12 protein-coding genes, 1 tRNA gene and 3 pseudogenes are annotated in these 17,877 nt (G+C 41.6%); 7 read left to right on the top strand and 9 right to left on the bottom strand.

Going from position 1 to position 17,877, the window contains the following annotated elements; translation table 11 throughout:
* Positions 1–499 precede the first annotated feature (499 nt).
* Positions 500–1,164 (top strand): annotated as a pseudogene (gene mnmD / locus DXA15_RS21795) (tRNA (5-methylaminomethyl-2-thiouridine)(34)-methyltransferase MnmD).
* On the opposite strand, the gene trxA reads toward mnmD, so the two are convergent.
* Positions 1,159–1,473 (bottom strand): thioredoxin, encoded by a 315-nt coding sequence (gene trxA, locus DXA15_RS21800; protein WP_128135421.1) that lies wholly within the window; start codon positions 1,471–1,473, stop codon positions 1,159–1,161. The pseudogene mnmD and the gene trxA sit on opposite strands and share 6 nt — an antisense overlap.
* 72 nt (positions 1,474–1,545) lie before the next feature.
* Positions 1,546–5,348, bottom strand: a pseudogene (gene dnaE / locus DXA15_RS21805) (DNA polymerase III subunit alpha).
* Positions 5,349–6,016: 668 nt separating this feature from the next.
* On the opposite strand from dnaE, the gene DXA15_RS21815 reads away from it, so the two are divergent.
* The 5 genes from DXA15_RS21815 (at position 6,017) to tsf (ending at position 9,911) form a co-directional block, all read left to right on the top strand.
* Entirely contained in the window at positions 6,017–6,658 is a 642-nt protein-coding gene (locus tag DXA15_RS21815; protein WP_128135422.1) for a porin family protein, read from the top strand.
* A 275-nt stretch (positions 6,659–6,933) separates the two neighbouring features.
* Positions 6,934–7,389, top strand: a complete 456-nt coding sequence (rplM, locus tag DXA15_RS21820) for a 50S ribosomal protein L13 (protein WP_007655343.1) — start codon at positions 6,934–6,936, stop codon at positions 7,387–7,389.
* A 5-nt stretch (positions 7,390–7,394) separates the two neighbouring features.
* The gene (gene rpsI / locus DXA15_RS21825; RefSeq protein ID WP_007655341.1) at positions 7,395–7,781 is read left to right on the top strand and encodes a 30S ribosomal protein S9; all 387 of its coding nucleotides are present in this window, start codon (positions 7,395–7,397) and stop codon (positions 7,779–7,781) included.
* 136 nt (positions 7,782–7,917) lie between these two features.
* Positions 7,918–8,763: a 30S ribosomal protein S2 gene (gene rpsB / locus DXA15_RS21830; protein WP_128135423.1), complete on the top strand. Its 846-nt coding sequence runs from the start codon at positions 7,918–7,920 to the stop codon at positions 8,761–8,763.
* Positions 8,764–8,921: 158 nt separating this feature from the next.
* Positions 8,922–9,911 carry a translation elongation factor Ts gene (gene tsf / locus DXA15_RS21835; protein ID WP_128135424.1) on the top strand — a complete coding sequence of 330 codons (990 nt, stop codon included), beginning with the start codon at positions 8,922–8,924 and terminating at the stop codon, positions 9,909–9,911.
* 82 nt (positions 9,912–9,993) lie between these two features.
* Here the strand turns inward: tsf and DXA15_RS21840 are convergent, their stop codons facing one another.
* From DXA15_RS21840 to DXA15_RS21855, 4 genes and pseudogenes are all read right to left on the bottom strand, one after another.
* Positions 9,994–11,187: a pyridoxal phosphate-dependent aminotransferase gene (locus DXA15_RS21840; RefSeq protein WP_128135425.1), complete on the bottom strand. Its 1,194-nt coding sequence runs from the start codon at positions 11,185–11,187 to the stop codon at positions 9,994–9,996.
* 81 nt (positions 11,188–11,268) lie between these two features.
* On the bottom strand, positions 11,269–12,486 hold the full coding sequence (locus DXA15_RS21845) for a bifunctional 3,4-dihydroxy-2-butanone-4-phosphate synthase/GTP cyclohydrolase II (protein ID WP_007655333.1): 1,218 nt from the start codon (positions 12,484–12,486) through the stop codon (positions 11,269–11,271).
* A 7-nt stretch (positions 12,487–12,493) separates the two neighbouring features.
* Positions 12,494–14,432, bottom strand: a pseudogene (locus tag DXA15_RS21850) (LptF/LptG family permease).
* A gap of 102 nt (positions 14,433–14,534) precedes the next feature.
* A complete protein-coding gene (locus DXA15_RS21855) occupies positions 14,535–14,918 on the bottom strand; it encodes an START-like domain-containing protein (protein WP_122328081.1) in 384 nt (127 codons plus the stop codon).
* Between the two features lie 198 nt (positions 14,919–15,116).
* Between DXA15_RS21855 and DXA15_RS21860 the strand changes: the two genes are divergently transcribed.
* Positions 15,117–15,190, top strand: a tRNA-Met gene (locus DXA15_RS21860).
* Between the two features lie 205 nt (positions 15,191–15,395).
* Here DXA15_RS21860 and DXA15_RS21865 read toward each other — a convergent pair.
* The 3 genes from DXA15_RS21865 to DXA15_RS25340 form a co-directional block, all read right to left on the bottom strand.
* Positions 15,396–16,127 (bottom strand): T9SS type A sorting domain-containing protein, encoded by a 732-nt coding sequence (locus DXA15_RS21865; protein ID WP_128135426.1) that lies wholly within the window; start codon positions 16,125–16,127, stop codon positions 15,396–15,398.
* A gap of 5 nt (positions 16,128–16,132) precedes the next feature.
* Entirely contained in the window at positions 16,133–16,648 is a 516-nt protein-coding gene (locus tag DXA15_RS21870) for a hypothetical protein (protein WP_128135427.1), read from the bottom strand.
* 818 nt (positions 16,649–17,466) lie between these two features.
* Positions 17,467–17,877 (bottom strand): hypothetical protein (locus DXA15_RS25340; protein ID WP_158579696.1); only part of this gene is annotated, 411 nt, incomplete at its 5' end.

The raw sequence follows: 17,877 nt of genomic DNA on the forward strand, positions 1-17,877 counted from the left end.
AGACCTCTTATAAGATCTCACGAATCATAGTCAAGAGACTTTGGTTTGCAAAATCTTCACGTAAAAAATCCAGTCGTTAAGGTTCTATTTTCATAGTTAAGACTTTTCTTTCTGCAAGATTACCTTTATTCCCCAATTACACAACTTTTTTTGAAATATTTTAATGATTTATGCCACAAAACATATTTTAATAGAAATTTTGGTGCGGTTGCCCTGGATATGAACTGTAATTATTGCATCATTACCGGGCGCATACTAGGATTCCCCAAGTTCTTATCCGGTGAAGGATGGAAATATCATATATTATGATACTGTATTTTCATATATTATGCGAATTGAGTATTATATATATGAGAAAGTAATATCATAATATATGATACTAATGTTCTCAGTATAGGGTTGACTTTGCCTGAAATAGGGTTAATGCATGCCTCTGCCTAACTCTGTTTAATTTTCCTTACCTTTGCAGTCAAATGCAAGTATAGTAGTGCAAAATTAGATGAAACGAGAATTACAGCAGACGGCTGACGGCAGTCATACATTATTTATTCCGGAGATGGATGAACATTACCATTCGGTAAACGGGGCGGTGCAGGAATCGCGCCATGTATTTATTGAAGCCGGATTGCATCATCAGGCAAAAAAGGATATTACTGTTTTTGAGATTGGTTTCGGGACGGGGTTGAATGCTTTCCTTACTTTATTGGATGCAGAAGAGAATAATCGCTCTGTGAACTATTATTCCATAGAACTTTATCCGCTTGGAGCCGAACTGGTCCGGGCGCTGAATTACGGCGACGTGATTTGTCCGGAAAAGAAAGAATGGTTTGAGGCCCTGCATGTTGCCACCTGGAATGAAGCCGTAAGAATAACTGATCGTTTCACTTTGCATAAAATACAGGGAGATAGTAATCACTGTGAATTGCCGGAAGGAATAGACCTTGTTTATTTCGATGCTTTTGCTCCGGATAAGCAACCGGAAATGTGGAGTCAGGAGATATTCGATAAATTATATGCGCATATGACGGAAGGAGGAATCCTTACCACCTATTGTGCCAAAGGAGTAGTCCGCCGTATGATGCAGAAGGCCGGGTATTCCGTTGAAAGAATACCCGGCCTCCGGGAAAACGCGAAATGCTCCGCGCTATAAAGTCTTCATTATAGAAGTGCGTCGATTTTAGCTACGAAAGCCGATTTCTGTGCAGCGCCTACCTGTTTGTCTACTAATTTCCCTTCTTTAAAGAAAAGAACGGTAGGAATATTGCGGATACCGAACTGGGCAACGACATCGTTGTTGTTGTCTACGTCCATTTTGCCGATTGTAACCTTACCTTCGTATTCGGTTGCCAGTTCGTCGATGATCGGACTTACCATGCGGCAGGGGCCACACCATTCAGCCCAAAAGTCAAGGACCATAGGCTTGCCTGCGTTTACTAACTCTTCAAAATTTGCATCTGTAACTTCTAGTGCCATAATTATATATCTAATTTAAATTGTTCCCTTTTGAGGTGCCAAAAGTAGTAATTCTTTCCACACCGTACAACTTTACCCGTTAATTTTGAAATCAATAGTTGAATTCTCCTGCAGGAACTCAATCAGCTTGCCTGTTACGTTTAACCGGATATTCTGTGAGAAGAAATTTTGTGAAATATTATGTTCGCCATCTACCACTTTGAAATATAACAAGCTCTGTCCCGGATTGTTTTTGATGAGCACAGATAATTCATTGACTGTGGGCTCGTCGAGATCGTGGATCGGTAGAGTGATACTGATTTTTTCGATCAGTTTGTCCTTTTCGTCCTGCAACAGGCGGATGGAACCGATATTGAAATCGAGTTCGTTTTCGTTCCAACGGCGAGGCTCTACGCGGGCTGTGATGAGCAGGTACATACCGGGTTTACAATATTTGCTGTATTCGATATAGTTATTACCGAACAAGGCGATCTCTCCGCTGCCGGTGAAATCTTCTATTTTAACTACTCCGTAAGGCTTTCCTGTCTTGGTCATTCCCTCACGGAAATCGGTTACGATTCCGCCTAACAACATTTCGCGCCCTTTCAGGCTTTCCCGGTCGTTGATCTCTGCCATGCCCGTATTGCATACGTATGTCAGAACGATACGATATTCGTCCAGCGGATGGGCGGAAAGGTAAATACCTATCAGTTCCTTTTCTTTATTCAGGCGTTCCAGATCACTCCAACGCTGGCAAACCGGAATTTCGGGTTTGGCAATGGCTACAAGCAGGTCATCGCCGCCGAACAGGGAGTTGGCTGCTGAGTTTTTATCCATCTGGAACTTATTGCCATAACGCACCAGCGTATCCAGAAAGACTTCGCCTTTGCCTGTTTCTGCAAAGAATTGTTCGCGCTGGATACCGAAATTATCGAAGGCACCGGCCAACGTAAGCGATTCGATGTTTTTCTTATTACATGCTGTTAGGTTGACGCGTTCCACAAAGTCGAAGATATTTTTATACGGACCGTTTTTCTTTCGTTCCTCGATGATATTCAATACGGCCGATTCGCCTACGCCTTTCACGGCGCCTAGCCCGAAACGGATGTTCTTGTTTTTATCTACGCTGAACTTCAGGATAGATTCGTTGACGTCTGGTCCTAATACCTGCATACCCATTGCTTTGCATTCGTCCATAAACTTCGTGATATCGACGATGTTGGACAAACTTCGGCTCAGAACGGCTGCCATATATTCGGACGGATAGTTCGCTTTCAGGAAGGCCGTCTGATAAGCAACCCACGAATAGCAGGTAGCGTGGCTCTTGTTGAAGGCATAGGAAGCAAACTTTTCCCAGTCGGACCAAATCTTTTCAAGCGTTTTTGCCTCGTATCCATTATCCTGTCCACCTTTCATGAACTTCGATTTCAGGTGGTTCATCTTGTCGATCAGCTTCTTCCCCATGGCTTTACGCAGAGCGTCACTTTCACCACGGGTGAAGTTTGCCAGCAAACGCGACAGAAGCATGACCTGTTCCTGGTAGACTGTAATACCGTAGGTGTCTTTCAGGTATTTCTCCATGACCGGTATATCATATTCGATCGGCTTGCGTCCGTGTTTACGGTCGATAAAGTCGGGGATATAGTCCATTGGTCCCGGACGATACAGGGCATTCATGGCGATCAGGTCTTCGAACTTGGAGGGTTGAAGCTCCTTCAGGTATTTTTGCATACCTGCCGATTCAAACTGGAATGTACCGGTTGTTTTACCGTCGCAATATAATTTATAGGTTGCCGGATCTTCCAGGCTGATATGGTCGATATCGAGTTCGCGTCCGGTAGTCAGGCGGATGTTTTCAATAGCCTCTTTGATGATGGACAACGTTTTCAGTCCCAAAAAGTCCATTTTGATCAATCCGGTTTCTTCGATCACCGAACCTCGTATTGAGTAACCAGCATTTCCTCGCCGGTTTCTTTATCTTTTGCCGTACTGACAGGCACGACGTCCGAAATATCATATCGTCCGATGATGACGCCACAGGCATGTACACCAGTGTTACGCACGTTGCCTTCCAGCATTTGTGCATATTTTAATGTATCGCGAGCAAGCGGATCATTTCCGGTTGCTGCTTCTTTCAGTTCGGGCACATAGTTGATCGCATCTTTCAGTTTGAACTTCTTCATATCCGGTATCTTATCCGGTACCAGCTTAGCCAGACGGTTCGACTCGGAAAGCGGAAGTTTCTGTACACGGGCAACGTCCTTGATGGCCGATTTGGTAGCCATCGTACCGTAGGTAATGATATGTGCCACACGGTCTGCTCCGTATTTTTCCGTTACCCAACGCAATACTTCGCCACGACCGTCATCGTCGAAGTCGGTATCGATATCGGGGAGGGAGATACGGTCCGGATTCAGGAAACGTTCGAACAGCAGGTCATACTTAATCGGGTCGATCTTAGTGATTCCCAGACAGTATGCAACTGCCGATCCGGCAGCCGATCCACGTCCCGGTCCCACCGATACGCCCAATTCTTCGCGGGCAGCGGCGATAAAGTCTTGCACGATAAGGAAGTATCCGGGAAAACCCATTGTCTTCATGATGTGTAACTCAAAGTCCAGACGTTCCCTGACTTCATCATTCAGGTTGTCTCCGTAACAAACCTTTGCACCGTCGTATGTCAGTTTTCTCAGGTAGTCGGCTTCCAGCTTGATACGGTATAATTTATCGTATCCGCCGAGTTTCTTTATTTTGTCTTTGGCATCTTCTTCGCTTAACACTACGTTGCCGTTTTCATCACGGGTGAATTCTTCGAACAAGTCCTGTTCCGAGAATTTTTCGCGATACGACTCTTCTGTCCCAAAATCTTCAGGGATGGCGAAGGTAGGCATGATAGGACCACTGTCGATGGAGTAGAAATCTACTTTGTCTGCTATTTCAAGCGTGTTGCTGAGTGCTTCCGGGATGTCTGCAAAGATGGCATTCATCTCGGCTGTCGTTTTCATCCATTCCTGCTTGGAATAACGCATACGTGTCGGGTCGTCCAGATCCTTTCCGGTACTGAGGCAGATCAGGCGGTCGTGTGCTTCGGCATCTTCCTGATTAACGAAATGGACGTCGTTGGTAGCGATCAGCTTGACATTATGTTTGCGGGCGAGTTCGATCAGGACCTTATTCACTTCCTGCTGTTTGGGATACGTGGTGCAATCGGCGTTCGGGTCGTGTGTCTCGTGCCGTTGCATTTCCAGGTAATAATCTTCTCCGAACAGTTTTTTGAACCACAGGATGGATTCTTCAGCTTTATCTATCCGATCATGCATAATATGCTGCGGTATTTCGCCACCCAAACAAGCGGAACAGACAATCAGGTCTTCGTGATATTTCTCCAGTAATTCATGGTCGATACGCGGACGGCCGTAAAAACCTTCTGTCCAAGAGATGGAAACCATCTTGATCAGGTTTTTGTAGCCTTTTAGGTTTTTAGCCAGTATGATCAGGTGGTAACCGCTACGGTCTTCCTTCGCTGTTTTGTTATGCCTTCCGTTGCGGGCACAGTAGCACTCGCAGCCGATAATCGGTTTGAATATCTTTTTCTTTTCCGCTTCTATCAGGGATGGAATCTCCTGCAGGCGTGCCTGCTCTTCGGTGGAAAGAGTTTCTTTCCCTTTGAGGGCTTTCTGTTCTTTCTCCAGGTCTTTGATGGCTCCAAGCGGTTTCCCGTTCTTCTTGGAGACCTTGTTGAAGAACTCCTTTATACCGAACATATTACCGTGATCGGTAACAGCAATGGCGTTCATGCCGTCTTTTTGTGCCTTGTCAATCAGTGCATCGATCGAGGCTTGTCCGTCCAGCAGCGAGTACTGGGTGTGGACGTGTAGATGTATAAATGGTTCCATATATGATTGAAAAAACTTTTATATTTTACCAAACAAAGATACGACATTTGTTTGGTAAAATAGGTGCTGGTTTTCGAAACAGATATGTCTTTAACTATCCGTCTGTCCGAAAATGTCCTCAAACTGCCGCATTAATGCGGGCGGTGTGAGTTGGTATATCATTCCACTTTTTACAAACAGGTAATTACATAGATAAATAATGTTATTGAATGAGATATCCATCCGGATATCATGTTTGATCAGTTTGTGTAAAATAACATTGCGCTCTGTTTTATAAAAAGCTTTTGCCAGGTCCTTATCGAAATTGAAAAGGGTGATGATATTTGTATCGCATGTTATGTTCTATCTCGTGCCATCCTTCCGAAAGGGTAGTGCGTACCTGAATCTTGAAAGTGGAATCGATATTCTTGAAGCTTTCACTGTAACGCTTTTTCCAGGTGTTGAACTCCTCTAACCTTTTTCCGATCTTTCTTTTAGATAAAAATAAGAGAAAACCAATTTGGCTAACATTTGTTAGTTAGATAGTTATCTGTGATATTAATGTATATATTATTTGCTTGATTTTAGTTATTTTCTACATACGATGTCTGGAAATACGTTAAAATCATAGAATAAGTATCATCATTAGAAAAAAAAACTATCTTTGCTCATGGAAAAGAGGATATAATATGAAAAAGATAGGATTGGTAATAATATGGGTGATGTTGATGATTGTGCCGGCTACAGCACAGATCACTTGGGGTGTGCGTGGTGGTTTGGCTTATTCTTCGCTGGTGCAGAAAATAGACAACAATTATCAATCGGGCGCTCGTTTCGGATTTAGTGTGGCGGGACTGGCTCAGATTCCTTTATATAAAAGATTGTCGCTTCAGCCGGAAGTCGCTTTTGTGCATCAGGGTGGTAATTACTTGTCAAAAATCTCAGAAGGAGACGGTATGGATTTAGCTTATCCGAAAACAAAATGTAACTATTATTCTATTCTTGTACCTGTAAATCTGGTATATACCTTTCAGTTTACCGATGTTTATTTCAGTGTGATGGCCGGTCCGGCTGTCGATTTCTCCCTGTTTGGAAAAATGCGTACTAAGAATGTGGATAGCGATATCGTTTTCGGACAATCAGGCGAAGCCGATCTTAAAACTTTCGACTTGGGGGTAAACCTTGGGTTGCAGGTAGAATATTCAAATTTCTTCTTCTCCGTATCTGCCCTGTGCGGAACACTCGACCGACGTACCACCAAACACGACGGCGAATCATCCCTTTATCAGAATAATGTAACTTTCTCGTTGGGGTATTATTTCCGCCGGTAAATTTTTTCAATTAAATAGGAATTAGGGAAAAGCATAACTCTCCGGCAATTCCCTTTTGTTGTATATCTTCTGCTCATAATCGTTTGGGTGCGAAAAAGATGTACAAATGTTTTGTATTTCGAAGAAAAGCCGTACCTTTGCAAGCCGAATATTATCAAATTGTACTAAGAGTTTAGTTTCTAGCACATTATTACGTCAAGTGTCCGTAGTGATAATGACAGCGAAAAACTAGGCGCTTGTTTTTTAGAGTTATTAATTAATTAATTTATTAAGCAGTGGATACTTTAAGTTTTAAGACCATTTCTGCAAACAAAGCAACTGTAAACAAAGAGTGGGTCATCGTTGACGCTGATGGACAGACTTTGGGACGCCTTTGTGCAAAAGTAGCAAAGCTTTTGCGCGGCAAGTACAAACCCAACTTCACTCCTCATGTTGATTGTGGTGATAATGTAATCATTATCAATGCAGATAAAATCGTTCTGACAGGAAACAAATGGAACGATCGTATTTATTTGAGATATACCGGATATCCCGGTGGACAGATCGAGTACACACCTAACGACTTGATGAAGAAAGGTGCCAGCCATCTGTTCAGAAAAGTAGTAAAAGGTATGTTGCCTAAAAACCGTCTGGGTGCTAAGTTACTTGCTAACTTATATGTATATGAAGGAACAGAGCACAAACACGAAGCTCAACAGCCTAAGTCAATCGATATAAACTCACTTAAATAATAACTATGGAAGTAGTAAATGCAATAGGAAGACGTAAAGCAGCAGTTGCTCGCGTATTCGTTAGCGAAGGAACGGGAAAGATAACTATCAACAAACGTGATCTTGCAAATTACTTTCCTTCTACAATCCTTCAGTTCATTGTTAAGCAGCCGCTTGCAAAGCTGAATGTTGAAGAACAATATGATATCAAGATCAACCTTGATGGTGGTGGATTCAAAGGTCAGTCAGAAGCTGCACGTTTGGCTATCGCTCGTGCTTTGATCAAGATTAATCCGGAAGATAAGTCTGCCTTGAGAGCAGAAGGATTCGTAACTCGCGATCCTCGTTCTGTTGAACGTAAGAAACCGGGTCAGCCAAAAGCTCGTAAGAGATTCCAGTTCAGCAAACGTTAATGTTATTTGTGAGTTTCTTACAAGGACAAAGCGTTTAGTATCTAAATTGTCGGGATTTCTTTTGCATGCAGACATGCCGGGGGACTACCTGATAGTTGAAAATTAAACAGAAAGTAAACGATTTAAAAAGAAAAAAATGTCAAGAGTTAATTTTGATCAGTTATTAGAAGCTGGTGTACACTTCGGACACTTAAAAAGAAAGTGGAATCCCGCTATGGCTCCTTATATCTTTATGGAGCGCAATGGTATTCATATCATTGATTTATATAAAACAGTTGCTAAAGTAGACGAAGCAGCAGAAGTAATGAAAAACCTGGCAAAACAGGGTAAGAAAGTACTTTTCGTTGCTACTAAAAAACAAGCAAAACAAGTTGTCGCTGATAAGGCTGCTTCAGTAGGTATGCCTTACGTTATCGAACGCTGGCCGGGTGGTATGTTGACTAACTTCCCGACTATCCGTAAAGCCATCAAAAAGATGACTACTATCGATAAGATGACAAAAGACGGTACATTTGATAACCTGTCAAAAAGAGAAAAACTTCAGATCACTCGTCAGCGTGCTAAGTTGGAAAAGACATTAGGTTCTATCGTAGACCTGACTCGTCTTCCGTCTGCTTTGTTCGTTGTTGACGTGATGAAAGAACATATCGCAGTTCGCGAAGCTAACCGTCTGGGTATCCCAGTTTTCGGTATGGTTGATACTAACTCAAACCCGAACAACATCGACTACGTGATCCCGGCTAACGACGACGCTACTAAATCAGTAGAAGTTATCTTAGGCGCTATCTGCGAAGCTATGAACGAAGGTTTGCAGGAACGCAAAGCTGAAAAGATCGATACAGAAGCAGCAGGTGAAGGCGAAGGCGCTAAAAGAGAACGCAAAGCTAAAGCTGCTGTAAAGAAAGAACGTACTAAGAAGGAAGACGAAGATGCTTTGAACGCTAAAGTTGCCGACAAGTACGCTAAAGATATCGAAGAATAATTCGGTTGACAATTGCCGGTTGACAATTGACAATTAGAATATAAATACAATGGGCAATTGGCTTTTGACAGTAAGAGATTGTCAATAGGTAATTGTCCATTGTTCGTTAATAAAGAAGTAGAAAGAGTATAAACATTAAATAAGAAGGAAATAAGATTATGGCTGTAACTATGGCTGATATTACCAAGCTGCGCAAGATGAGCGGAGCTGGTATGATGGACTGCAAGAAAGCGTTGACCGAATCTGATGGCGACATCGAAAAGGCAATGGAAATTATCCGTAAAAAAGGACAGGCTATCGCCGCTAAGCGTTCAGACCGTGACGCTGCAGAAGGTTGCGTGTTGGCAAAGAAAGAGGGCGGTTTTGCTGCTGTTATCGCTTTGAAATGCGAAACTGACTTTGTTGCTAAGAACGAAGACTTCGTTGCTTTGACTCAGGCTATCCTGGACGCTGCTGTGGCTAACAAATGTCAGACTTTGGATGAAGTAAAGGCTTTGCCTATGGGTAAGGGTACTATCCAGGACGCTGTTACTGACCGTAGCGGTATCACTGGCGAAAAGATGGAACTGGACGGTTATAATGTGGTAGAAGGTGCTTACACTACTGTTTATAACCATATGGGTAAAAACCAGCTTTGTACGATCGTTGCTTTTAACAAAGAATCAGAAGAAGCTGCTCACAACATCGCTATGCAGATCGCTGCCATGAATCCTATCGCTATCGATGAAGCTGGTGTTCCTGAATCAGTAAAAGAAGCTGAAATACAGGTGGCAATTGAAAAGACAAAGGTTGAACAGGTACAGAAGGCTGTTGAAGTTGCTTTGAAGAAGGCAGGTATCAATCCTTCACATGTAGATAGCGAAGACCATATGGAAAGCAATATGGCTAAGGGCTGGATTACTGCTGAAGACGTAGCTAAGGCTAAGGAAATTATCGCAACTGTTTCTGCTGAAAAAGCTGCTAATTTACCGGAACAAATGATCCAGAACATCGCTAAAGGTCGTCTTAGCAAATTCTTGAAAGAAGTTTGCTTGCTGAACCAGGAAGATATCATGGATGGCAAAAAGACTGTAAAAGAAACAATGAAGGAAGCAGATCCTGAATTGCAGATTCTTGCATTCAAACGCTTCACTTTGCGTGCTGAATAATTTTGCGTTAGCAGAATAAAATAAAAAAGGGGCTTCGATTATCTCGGAGTCCCTTTTTCTATATATAAAAGTTTACTTTCTCTTATTTCAGTTTAGCCAAAGCCTCTTTGATACGTTTGATGGCTTCCACGATGTTTTCATCGCTGGTAGCATAACTCATACGGATACATTCGGGAGCACCGAATGAAGTACCGCCTACGCAGGCAACGTGTGCCTTTTCCAGCAAATACATAGCCAGGTCGTCAGCATCTTTGATTGTGTTGTTTCCGTCAGCTTTACCATAATAGTAACTACATTTCGGGAACAGGTAGAAAGCGCCTTCCGGCTTATTTACTTCGAATCCCGGAACTTCTTTAGCCAGATTAACGATCAGGTCACGACGGCGTTCGAATGCTTTACGCATTTCTTCAACCGGTTCCTGTGAGCCAGTGTAAGCAACTTCGGCAGCTTTCTGGGAGACAGAGCAAGGACCTGAGGTGTATTGACCTTGTAATTTGTTTACAGCCTTCACGATCCATTCCGGTCCGGCAATGAAACCGATACGCCAGCCTGTCATTGCATATGCTTTGGATACACCGTTTACAATAACGGTGCGATCTTTCATGCCGTCGACAGAAGCGATACTGTGATGTTTGCCGATATAGTTGATATGTTCGTAGATCTCGTCAGCAATAACGATGATATCCGGATGTTTTTTCAATACTTCAGCCAAACCTGCCAGTTCTTCTGCACTGTAAACAGAACCAGTCGGATTGGACGGAGAGCAGAGGATCAACGCCTTTGTCTTCGGCGTGATAGCTGCTTCCAGCTGTGCCGGAGTGATCTTGAAGTCCTGTTCGATACCTGCTGTAACGATTACCGGTTTACCTTCAGCCAGTTTGACCATTTCAGGATAGCTTACCCAGAACGGTGCCGGAATGATAACTTCGTCTCCGGGATTAACCAACACCAGAATTGTGTTACAAACGGATTGTTTAGCTCCGTTCGCGCAGGAAATCTGTGTAGCTGCGTATTCCAACCCGTTTTCATTCTTCAGCTTGGTAACGATAGCATTGCGTAATGCCGGATAACCGGGAACCGGAGAGTAGCGAGAGAAATTGTCGTCTACCGCTTGCTTGGCTGCTTCCTTGATGTGATCAGGTGTGTTGAAATCAGGTTCTCCCACACTCAGGTTGATAACATCGATACCTTGTGCTTTGAGCTCATTGCTCTTCTGAGACATCGCCAACGTAGCGGAAGGCGATAAACTTGCTAAACGATCTGAAACTTGTGTCATGACACTGCTGTTTGTATAGGTTATTTTAAATAGTTGCGACAAAAGTAATTAATAATCGGATTCTTTGCAACAAATTGCTAATTATTTGATGTTATGGAGAACATGTCCCATACGCTCCTTTTTTGTCTTCATATAAAATTCATTATATTTGTTCGGAGTGACTTCGATAGGAACGTTTTCCACAATTGTTAAACCATAAGCTTCCAGGCCTACACGCTTGATCGGATTGTTTGTCATCAAGCGCATTTTGGTGATGCCGATGTGCTTCAGGATCTGTGCTCCGACGCCATAATCACGTTCATCAGCCTGGTGTCCCAGATGCAGGTTGGCGTCTACCGTATCCAATCCCTCTTCCTGAAGTTTATAGGCTTTCATTTTATCCATCAGGCCGATGCCGCGTCCTTCCTGGTTCAGGTAGACGATAGCTCCGCGTCCTTCTTTTTCAATCATTTGCATGGCTTTGTGCAACTGTTCGCCGCATTCGCAACGCATAGAACCGAAGATATCGCCGGTTGCACAAGATGAATGTACGCGAACCAAGACCGGTTCTTCTCCGGATATATCACCTTTTATCAAAGCGATATGCTCCAATCCGTTACTTTTCTGCCGGAAAGGGATCAGGTGGAAATGACCGTACTGGGTTGGCATATCGACTTCTACACCTTTGTCAACAATGGATTCTGTTTTCAGGCGGTAGGCAATCAGGTCCTTAATACAAATGATCTTGATATCGAACTTTTTAGCTACTTCCACTAATTGCGGCAGACGTGCCATTGTTCCGTCTTCATTGATGATCTCGATCAATGCCCCCGCAGGATAGAGGCCGGCCAGACGGGCCAGGTCGACAGCTGCTTCGGTATGACCGGCACGACGGAGCACACCGCGTGAACGGGCTCGCAGCGGGTTCACATGTCCCGGACGTCCCAGGTCAGACGGCTTTGTCTGCGTATCAGCCAGTGCACGGATCGTTTCGGCACGGTCGAACATGGATACACCGGTCGTGCAACCTCCGCCCAGTTTGTCGACAGTTACGGTGAACGGTGTCTCAAGCATAGAGGTGTTTCTGGCAACCTGCATATCCAGGTCCAGTTCCTGGCAACGTTCTTCGGTGATCGGGGCGCATAATACACCACGACCGTATGTCATCATGAAATTTACTTTTTCGGGCGTTATCTTTTCCGCAGCAACAATGAAGTCCCCTTCGTTTTCACGATCTTCGTCGTCAACAACGATCAGGAATTTACCTTCACGAAAATCTTCGATTGCTTCTTCGATGGTGTTTAATTTGATCTCACTCATATCTTTTTTAATTTTTAATTTCTAAGTTCCGGATCATATCTTCCAATTCGCGGCTTGTTTTTTGTACTACTTGTATATCATGGCGTAATAATTTACGCTGGTATGTAGCAAGCAAATAGACCGGAAGCCCGACCGGGAAAAATATTCCGAATGCCAGTCCGATCTTTCCGTTGATATTTGCATTCAGTTGGTTGTATCCGCCGATAACGGGATAATCCATCAGTTTGTTCAGTACCAGATTCTGATCGGAGTTACCCAGTTCTTCAATGATACCTTCCATTTCTGTAGCCAGCTGTTCTGCCGTATGATCCTTTCCGCCTTGTTTCCAGAAAGTGAAATAGTTCAACCAGCGTTTATGGCTTTTGAGATATTCGGCACAGTTTTCCGCCAGCTTATCCAGGCGTGGCAACATGGCTGCATAGTCAGGATTAAAAATGATTACCTCTTTTTTCTCCACTTTACGTCCGGCCCGTTTACCTATAAAATTCTTTATGGCATTCAGATAAGTGTCCGCATTCAATATAACACTGTCATTAACAGCCTTATAAGTCAGGAAAATCCCTAGTGGTGCCAAAATAGCGGAACTCAGCCACATTCCTTCCCAGGCTTCCCATATACCGTCGCGTGCCATTTTAAATCCGATATTATCTATAATATAATAGAATATAAACAGGATTACGGAAATAACGACCGGCATTCCCAGTCCTCCCTTACGGATAATCGCTCCCAGTGGGGCACCGATAAAGAAGAAAACCATACAAGCGAAGGATAAGGTGAATTTCTTATGCCATTCAGTCAGGTGGCGGCGTACTTTGTAAGCCTCGTCTCCTAATGTTGCAGCTTTGAAATAATAATCGGCCTTTACACTTTCAATGTTTGATTTGGCACGGACCAATAAGGCGGCTTGCCCGCTTGGTGCTTCGGCTTTATACAAACTGTCGAAATTGATTATTTTGACCGGTTCGTTTGATATTTTGGTCAGGGAATCAGTATCGTTTACTGTTGCAGTATTGCCGGTTCCCATTTCTGCTTGTTGGGATAATTCCCTTTTTGGTTTGGAGAATGTCTTTTTATAAGACATGTCATACACATTTTTGGAATTGATCGCCTTGATACTGTCGAGCCGTACGGTCATGGAGTCAATAGAAGTCTGTAAATCCTTCAGTTGCTTACCCATATATTGGTTTTGCATAAAAGATTCATCCGTGCGGGTGAAGTTTGCATCGAAATCTATCAGAATATCTTTGGTGCTGAATGTCTCCCTGCGGTAGGGAACAGCTGTTTTCCGGTTGTTACTGCCTGTCTGGCCTTCGGACAGGTTTTCAAACGACTCCCCATTAAAAAGGGATAAGACCAGAAACAGCTTGTCCGCAGATGTTTTCAGTCTGCCGGAGTCTGCAAGGATCACACGTGCGTTATTGAAACCTTTCGAATAGTCATAGATCATGACATCTTTCAGCAATCCGGTCTGATTGTTTTTTTCTTTTACATATACATTATATCCTGTGATTTCCCCATAAAATACACCTTCCGGAATATCCAGCTCCGGCGACTTCTGGCGCATGGAGTAGAGAAGGGAATATAGTTTCACCTGTACGACAGGCATTGCATTGTTCTGGAAAAAGAAAGCGCCGATACTGATAATCCCGATTGTGATGATCAACGGCCGCATGATATGTATCAGCGATACTCCGGCAGATTTCATCGCCAGCAATTCCAGGCGTTCGCCCAGATTACCGAAAGTCATCAGAGATGCAAGCAAAATGGCCAAAGGTAAAGCCATGGGGAGGAGGAATAAAGCAGCATAAAAAAACATTTCGCCGAGCACAGGAATCCCCAGTCCCTTTCCCACCATGTCGTCTATGTACCTCCAAAGGAACTGCATGAGTACAATAAACAGACAGATACCGAGGCATAATGAACAACGGCAGGAAAGTCTGCAGCATAAATGTATATAATCGTTTTATCTTCAACATTGCCTATCCGGGTTGACGGGGCAAAAGTAGTGTAAAAAACGATAAGAACATTACATTATTCTCTAAAACAACCTAAATCCCGAGTGTACGTTTCAATTCATAGACTTGCGAGTCCCATAAATTGATTGAATCTTTCTTTTCATCCGGCTCGGCAAAGTCGGTTATTTCAAGAGCAGTTGCTCCGGTAAGTTCAACCGTGTGAATTAAAAATTCGAAGTAGACATTATCTTCTTCCTCATCTGTCCACCGGTAACGGATACTAATTTCCGGTTTTATCGACAAAACCTCTGCCTCCTGCTCATCCCTGTTCCACTTAAAAACATACGTGTTGTCATTGATCGTTACGTCATCAGCAAACCAGGCAGACAATCCTGGAGGGGTAGTGAGGTGATTCCATAAACTTCGTCGCGAAACTTTATCGAAAATGTATTCGATATGAAACTTCTCTTTTTTCATCTTTCATACAATTATTTGCGCAGCAAGTTACTCAAAAGATTCATATTTCCCAATATTATTAGAGTAAAAAAGCTTCTAATTTTTAACGCCTTAGCTGAAAGCCCTGAAAAATAAAAGATTTTTTTTCGCAAAAGTGTTGCATAATATAAAAATAACCTCTAATTTTGCAGCGTCAATAAGAAAAGTTGACGACATGATGGCGAGATAGCTCAGCTGGTTAGAGCGCATGATTCATAATCATGAGGTCCCCGGTTCAATCCCGGGTCTCGCTACACATAATAGCTGTTAATCTTTTGATTAACAGCTATTATGTGTTTTGTGGGGCGCCAATAGGGTGCCAATATTGTAAAACGTTATGTGTTTTCTCTTTCTTTTGTTCTCATAGCTGTATTCCTTATTTGTGAATCCAAGAAATTTTTATAACATTGCGTCTTTAAAATCACTCGATAGACAAATCAATTCCATTAGAGACATAAATTATAAACAAAGTACCTTTTTGGAATAGTTGTCACTTTTTACTATATATACCCCTGGTGATTTTACTTGAATCTCAATATTACCAGTGTTGACATTCTTTTGATCTACCATGTTTCCATGCATGTTATAAATATAAACCGTCATTTCTGGTCCATTGTTGGAAATAACTATTTTATTCTTTTCTGTATGAACATCTAAATGATTATTGTTATTTATTCTTTCATTTGATGTCGAATACTGACACCATACAGTGTGATATTTACCATCTTCTAACCATTTATCTTCTAAAACAAATAATGTATCTCCCATAGATACATGTGCCCAAACTTGTTCTGTATCATCAAATAGATATCCAGTAAATTTATCACATTTTATATCAACTCCAGCTTTCAACAGAAATCCAACATCTTTCATTATTCCAAGAGATATTTTGCCCAAATGGTTTACAGCAATGCTCTTTCTATGATTGAAAGCAAAAAATTTGTCATCTGTGTATTCGAAAGCATTAGTGAAATGACCTGCGTATAGCTGTATTGGTTTACCAGCATTAGCAAGCATTGCGTTTTTTCCACAGTAAAAATCACTAACAAGTTCGAGATCATCAGAATAACGTTTATAACGATTTGGCTCGTATTCGTATGTCCCATCTGAAACCCAAGAGTAAGGGTATATTTTGTATTCAGGATCTCCAGCATTCCAAAATACACTATGAAATATTTCATGTGCAATCACTTCTGCTAAATATAACCCATCGTAAGACTCACCTCATTTAATACATAATGTACATTGTAGTTTTTTTCAATATCAATATCAATTATCAATCCAGCCCATGTTGATGATTCCCCTTCTTGAACTCCTTTAAGTCTACCTGAATAACAGTATGCTACTCCTCCACAATTTTTGTAGTTAATGAATATAGGCACAGTATATGGAAATTCTACATCTTTTTGATATATCTCAGCAACAAGTCTTAGGCATTCCTCAAACCTTGGATCGTCAGGTGCTTTATAATATATGTCTTTATCGTCTTGTTTTTTAAACACTCCGTTTTCGTCACCGATGAAAAATATGAAATTTCCTTCTTGTACAACTTTATATACATTGTATGGGTTTACTTCATCTATATCTAATCTTCTATTTGTTTGTATATTAAAGCGACTTCTAATTACACGATCAAAGACGTCTTTATATTGTGCATTCGTTATATGAATAAATAGCAAGTAAAGTAACATAAGGGAAATTTTTTTCTTCATAATACTAATGTTTGTCCTCACTGTCCCCTTCGTTCGGTGTTCTTAAATAAAAAGAAGCGTGGAGACTATTGGATATTATTGACATTGAGGCTCTGGACTGCCCATCGAACAATAATAAACAATAGCCCCACGCCTTATGTCAGTATACTATTATCCCTCTTGTATAATCAGAATGGGTATACAACAACATAGGCGTAGGAACACTTGCTATTATCCTGTTCGATGAAATTGTCCAGATTTCAATGTCGGATAATATCTTAACGCTTCTACGTCTTTATTCTAATACGTGAGGGCAAATATAGTAATATTCAGAAACGAAAACAACTTCATCACATAGATTTATATCCTGTGTTGTTGAGTTATTGAAAGGATGAATATACTTATTAGGTATGAAGTGATATGGTATAACCATATACGATTACAGATGATCGTATCTTGCATTATATATAATGAGCTTTGATAGGTTTAGCCAGAGAAAGCCGTGTTTGGCTCCGACCACTCCCGTCTGTTTTTGGTGTGTGAAACGAGCGAGCAAGGTGGTTATATTAATGTTTTTCTAAGGATTCTGTGATATGCTTTTTCCTAGTAATTGGGTGAAAAATGGGCATATCAGTAACATTTTGGTCTCTTCCCAAAATCTGTTGGTTAGTTTGATATAGACGTGTTTTTTATTGATTTTGTTAAAAACGCGTGTTATACCACCTACCATGTACTACCCCCCCCATCTTAATACTTTTGAGGGAGGGTACCTATAATTATAATGTTGTTTTCTTTATTTTGATCTTGAATCATTTATCTATAGTTTAAAACCTGTTTTGTTATTTGAGTAGATAAGGTGTTCTCTCTGATAAGTTGTTATAGGCAATTTGTTTTACTTTTTCTTTTAGTTCTATTATAGGGTCTATATAGTCTGGGGCGATGATTTGGGATGCTTTACTAATTCTATCTTGAATATTAAAATAATTTCGTGATGAGAGTATGTTCTTTGAACGGGCTATCTCTATTTGTGAAATTATCTCTTCGTAGTATTCTGCTATGATTCGGTCAAAGCAATAATTTTTTAAAGCTGTGAGATCTTTTACATCATTGTATGTTGGCGAATGATTATTTGTAGGTTTTAATTTAATATGACAAAAACAGTTTAGCCATGTATAAACTAATTTGTCGTATATCTGAGGATTATATAAATCTTCAGCTAAAAGGAGTTTTTTTAAATACTTTTTTAGGGT

Source organism: Parabacteroides sp. AM58-2XD, assembly GCF_003463685.1.
GTDB lineage: Bacteria > Bacteroidota > Bacteroidia > Bacteroidales > Tannerellaceae > Parabacteroides > Parabacteroides segnis.

What these genes read in the sequence shown, in the direction of transcription:
- trxA (WP_128135421.1), bottom strand. Translation starts at nt 1,473, where the DNA reads ATGGCACTAGAAGTTACAGATGCAAATTTTGAAGAGTTAGTAAACGCA.
- DXA15_RS21815 (WP_128135422.1), top strand. Translation starts at nt 6,017, where the DNA reads ATGAAAAAGATAGGATTGGTAATAATATGGGTGATGTTGATGATTGTG.
- rpsI (WP_007655341.1), top strand. Translation starts at nt 7,395, where the DNA reads ATGGAAGTAGTAAATGCAATAGGAAGACGTAAAGCAGCAGTTGCTCGC.
- rpsB (WP_128135423.1), top strand. Translation starts at nt 7,918, where the DNA reads ATGTCAAGAGTTAATTTTGATCAGTTATTAGAAGCTGGTGTACACTTC.
- tsf (WP_128135424.1), top strand. Translation starts at nt 8,922, where the DNA reads ATGGCTGTAACTATGGCTGATATTACCAAGCTGCGCAAGATGAGCGGA.
- DXA15_RS21840 (WP_128135425.1), bottom strand. Translation starts at nt 11,187, where the DNA reads ATGACACAAGTTTCAGATCGTTTAGCAAGTTTATCGCCTTCCGCTACG.
- DXA15_RS21845 (WP_007655333.1), bottom strand. Translation starts at nt 12,486, where the DNA reads ATGAGTGAGATCAAATTAAACACCATCGAAGAAGCAATCGAAGATTTT.
- DXA15_RS21855 (WP_122328081.1), bottom strand. Translation starts at nt 14,918, where the DNA reads ATGAAAAAAGAGAAGTTTCATATCGAATACATTTTCGATAAAGTTTCG.
- DXA15_RS21870 (WP_128135427.1), bottom strand. Translation starts at nt 16,648, where the DNA reads ATGAAGAAAAAAATTTCCCTTATGTTACTTTACTTGCTATTTATTCAT.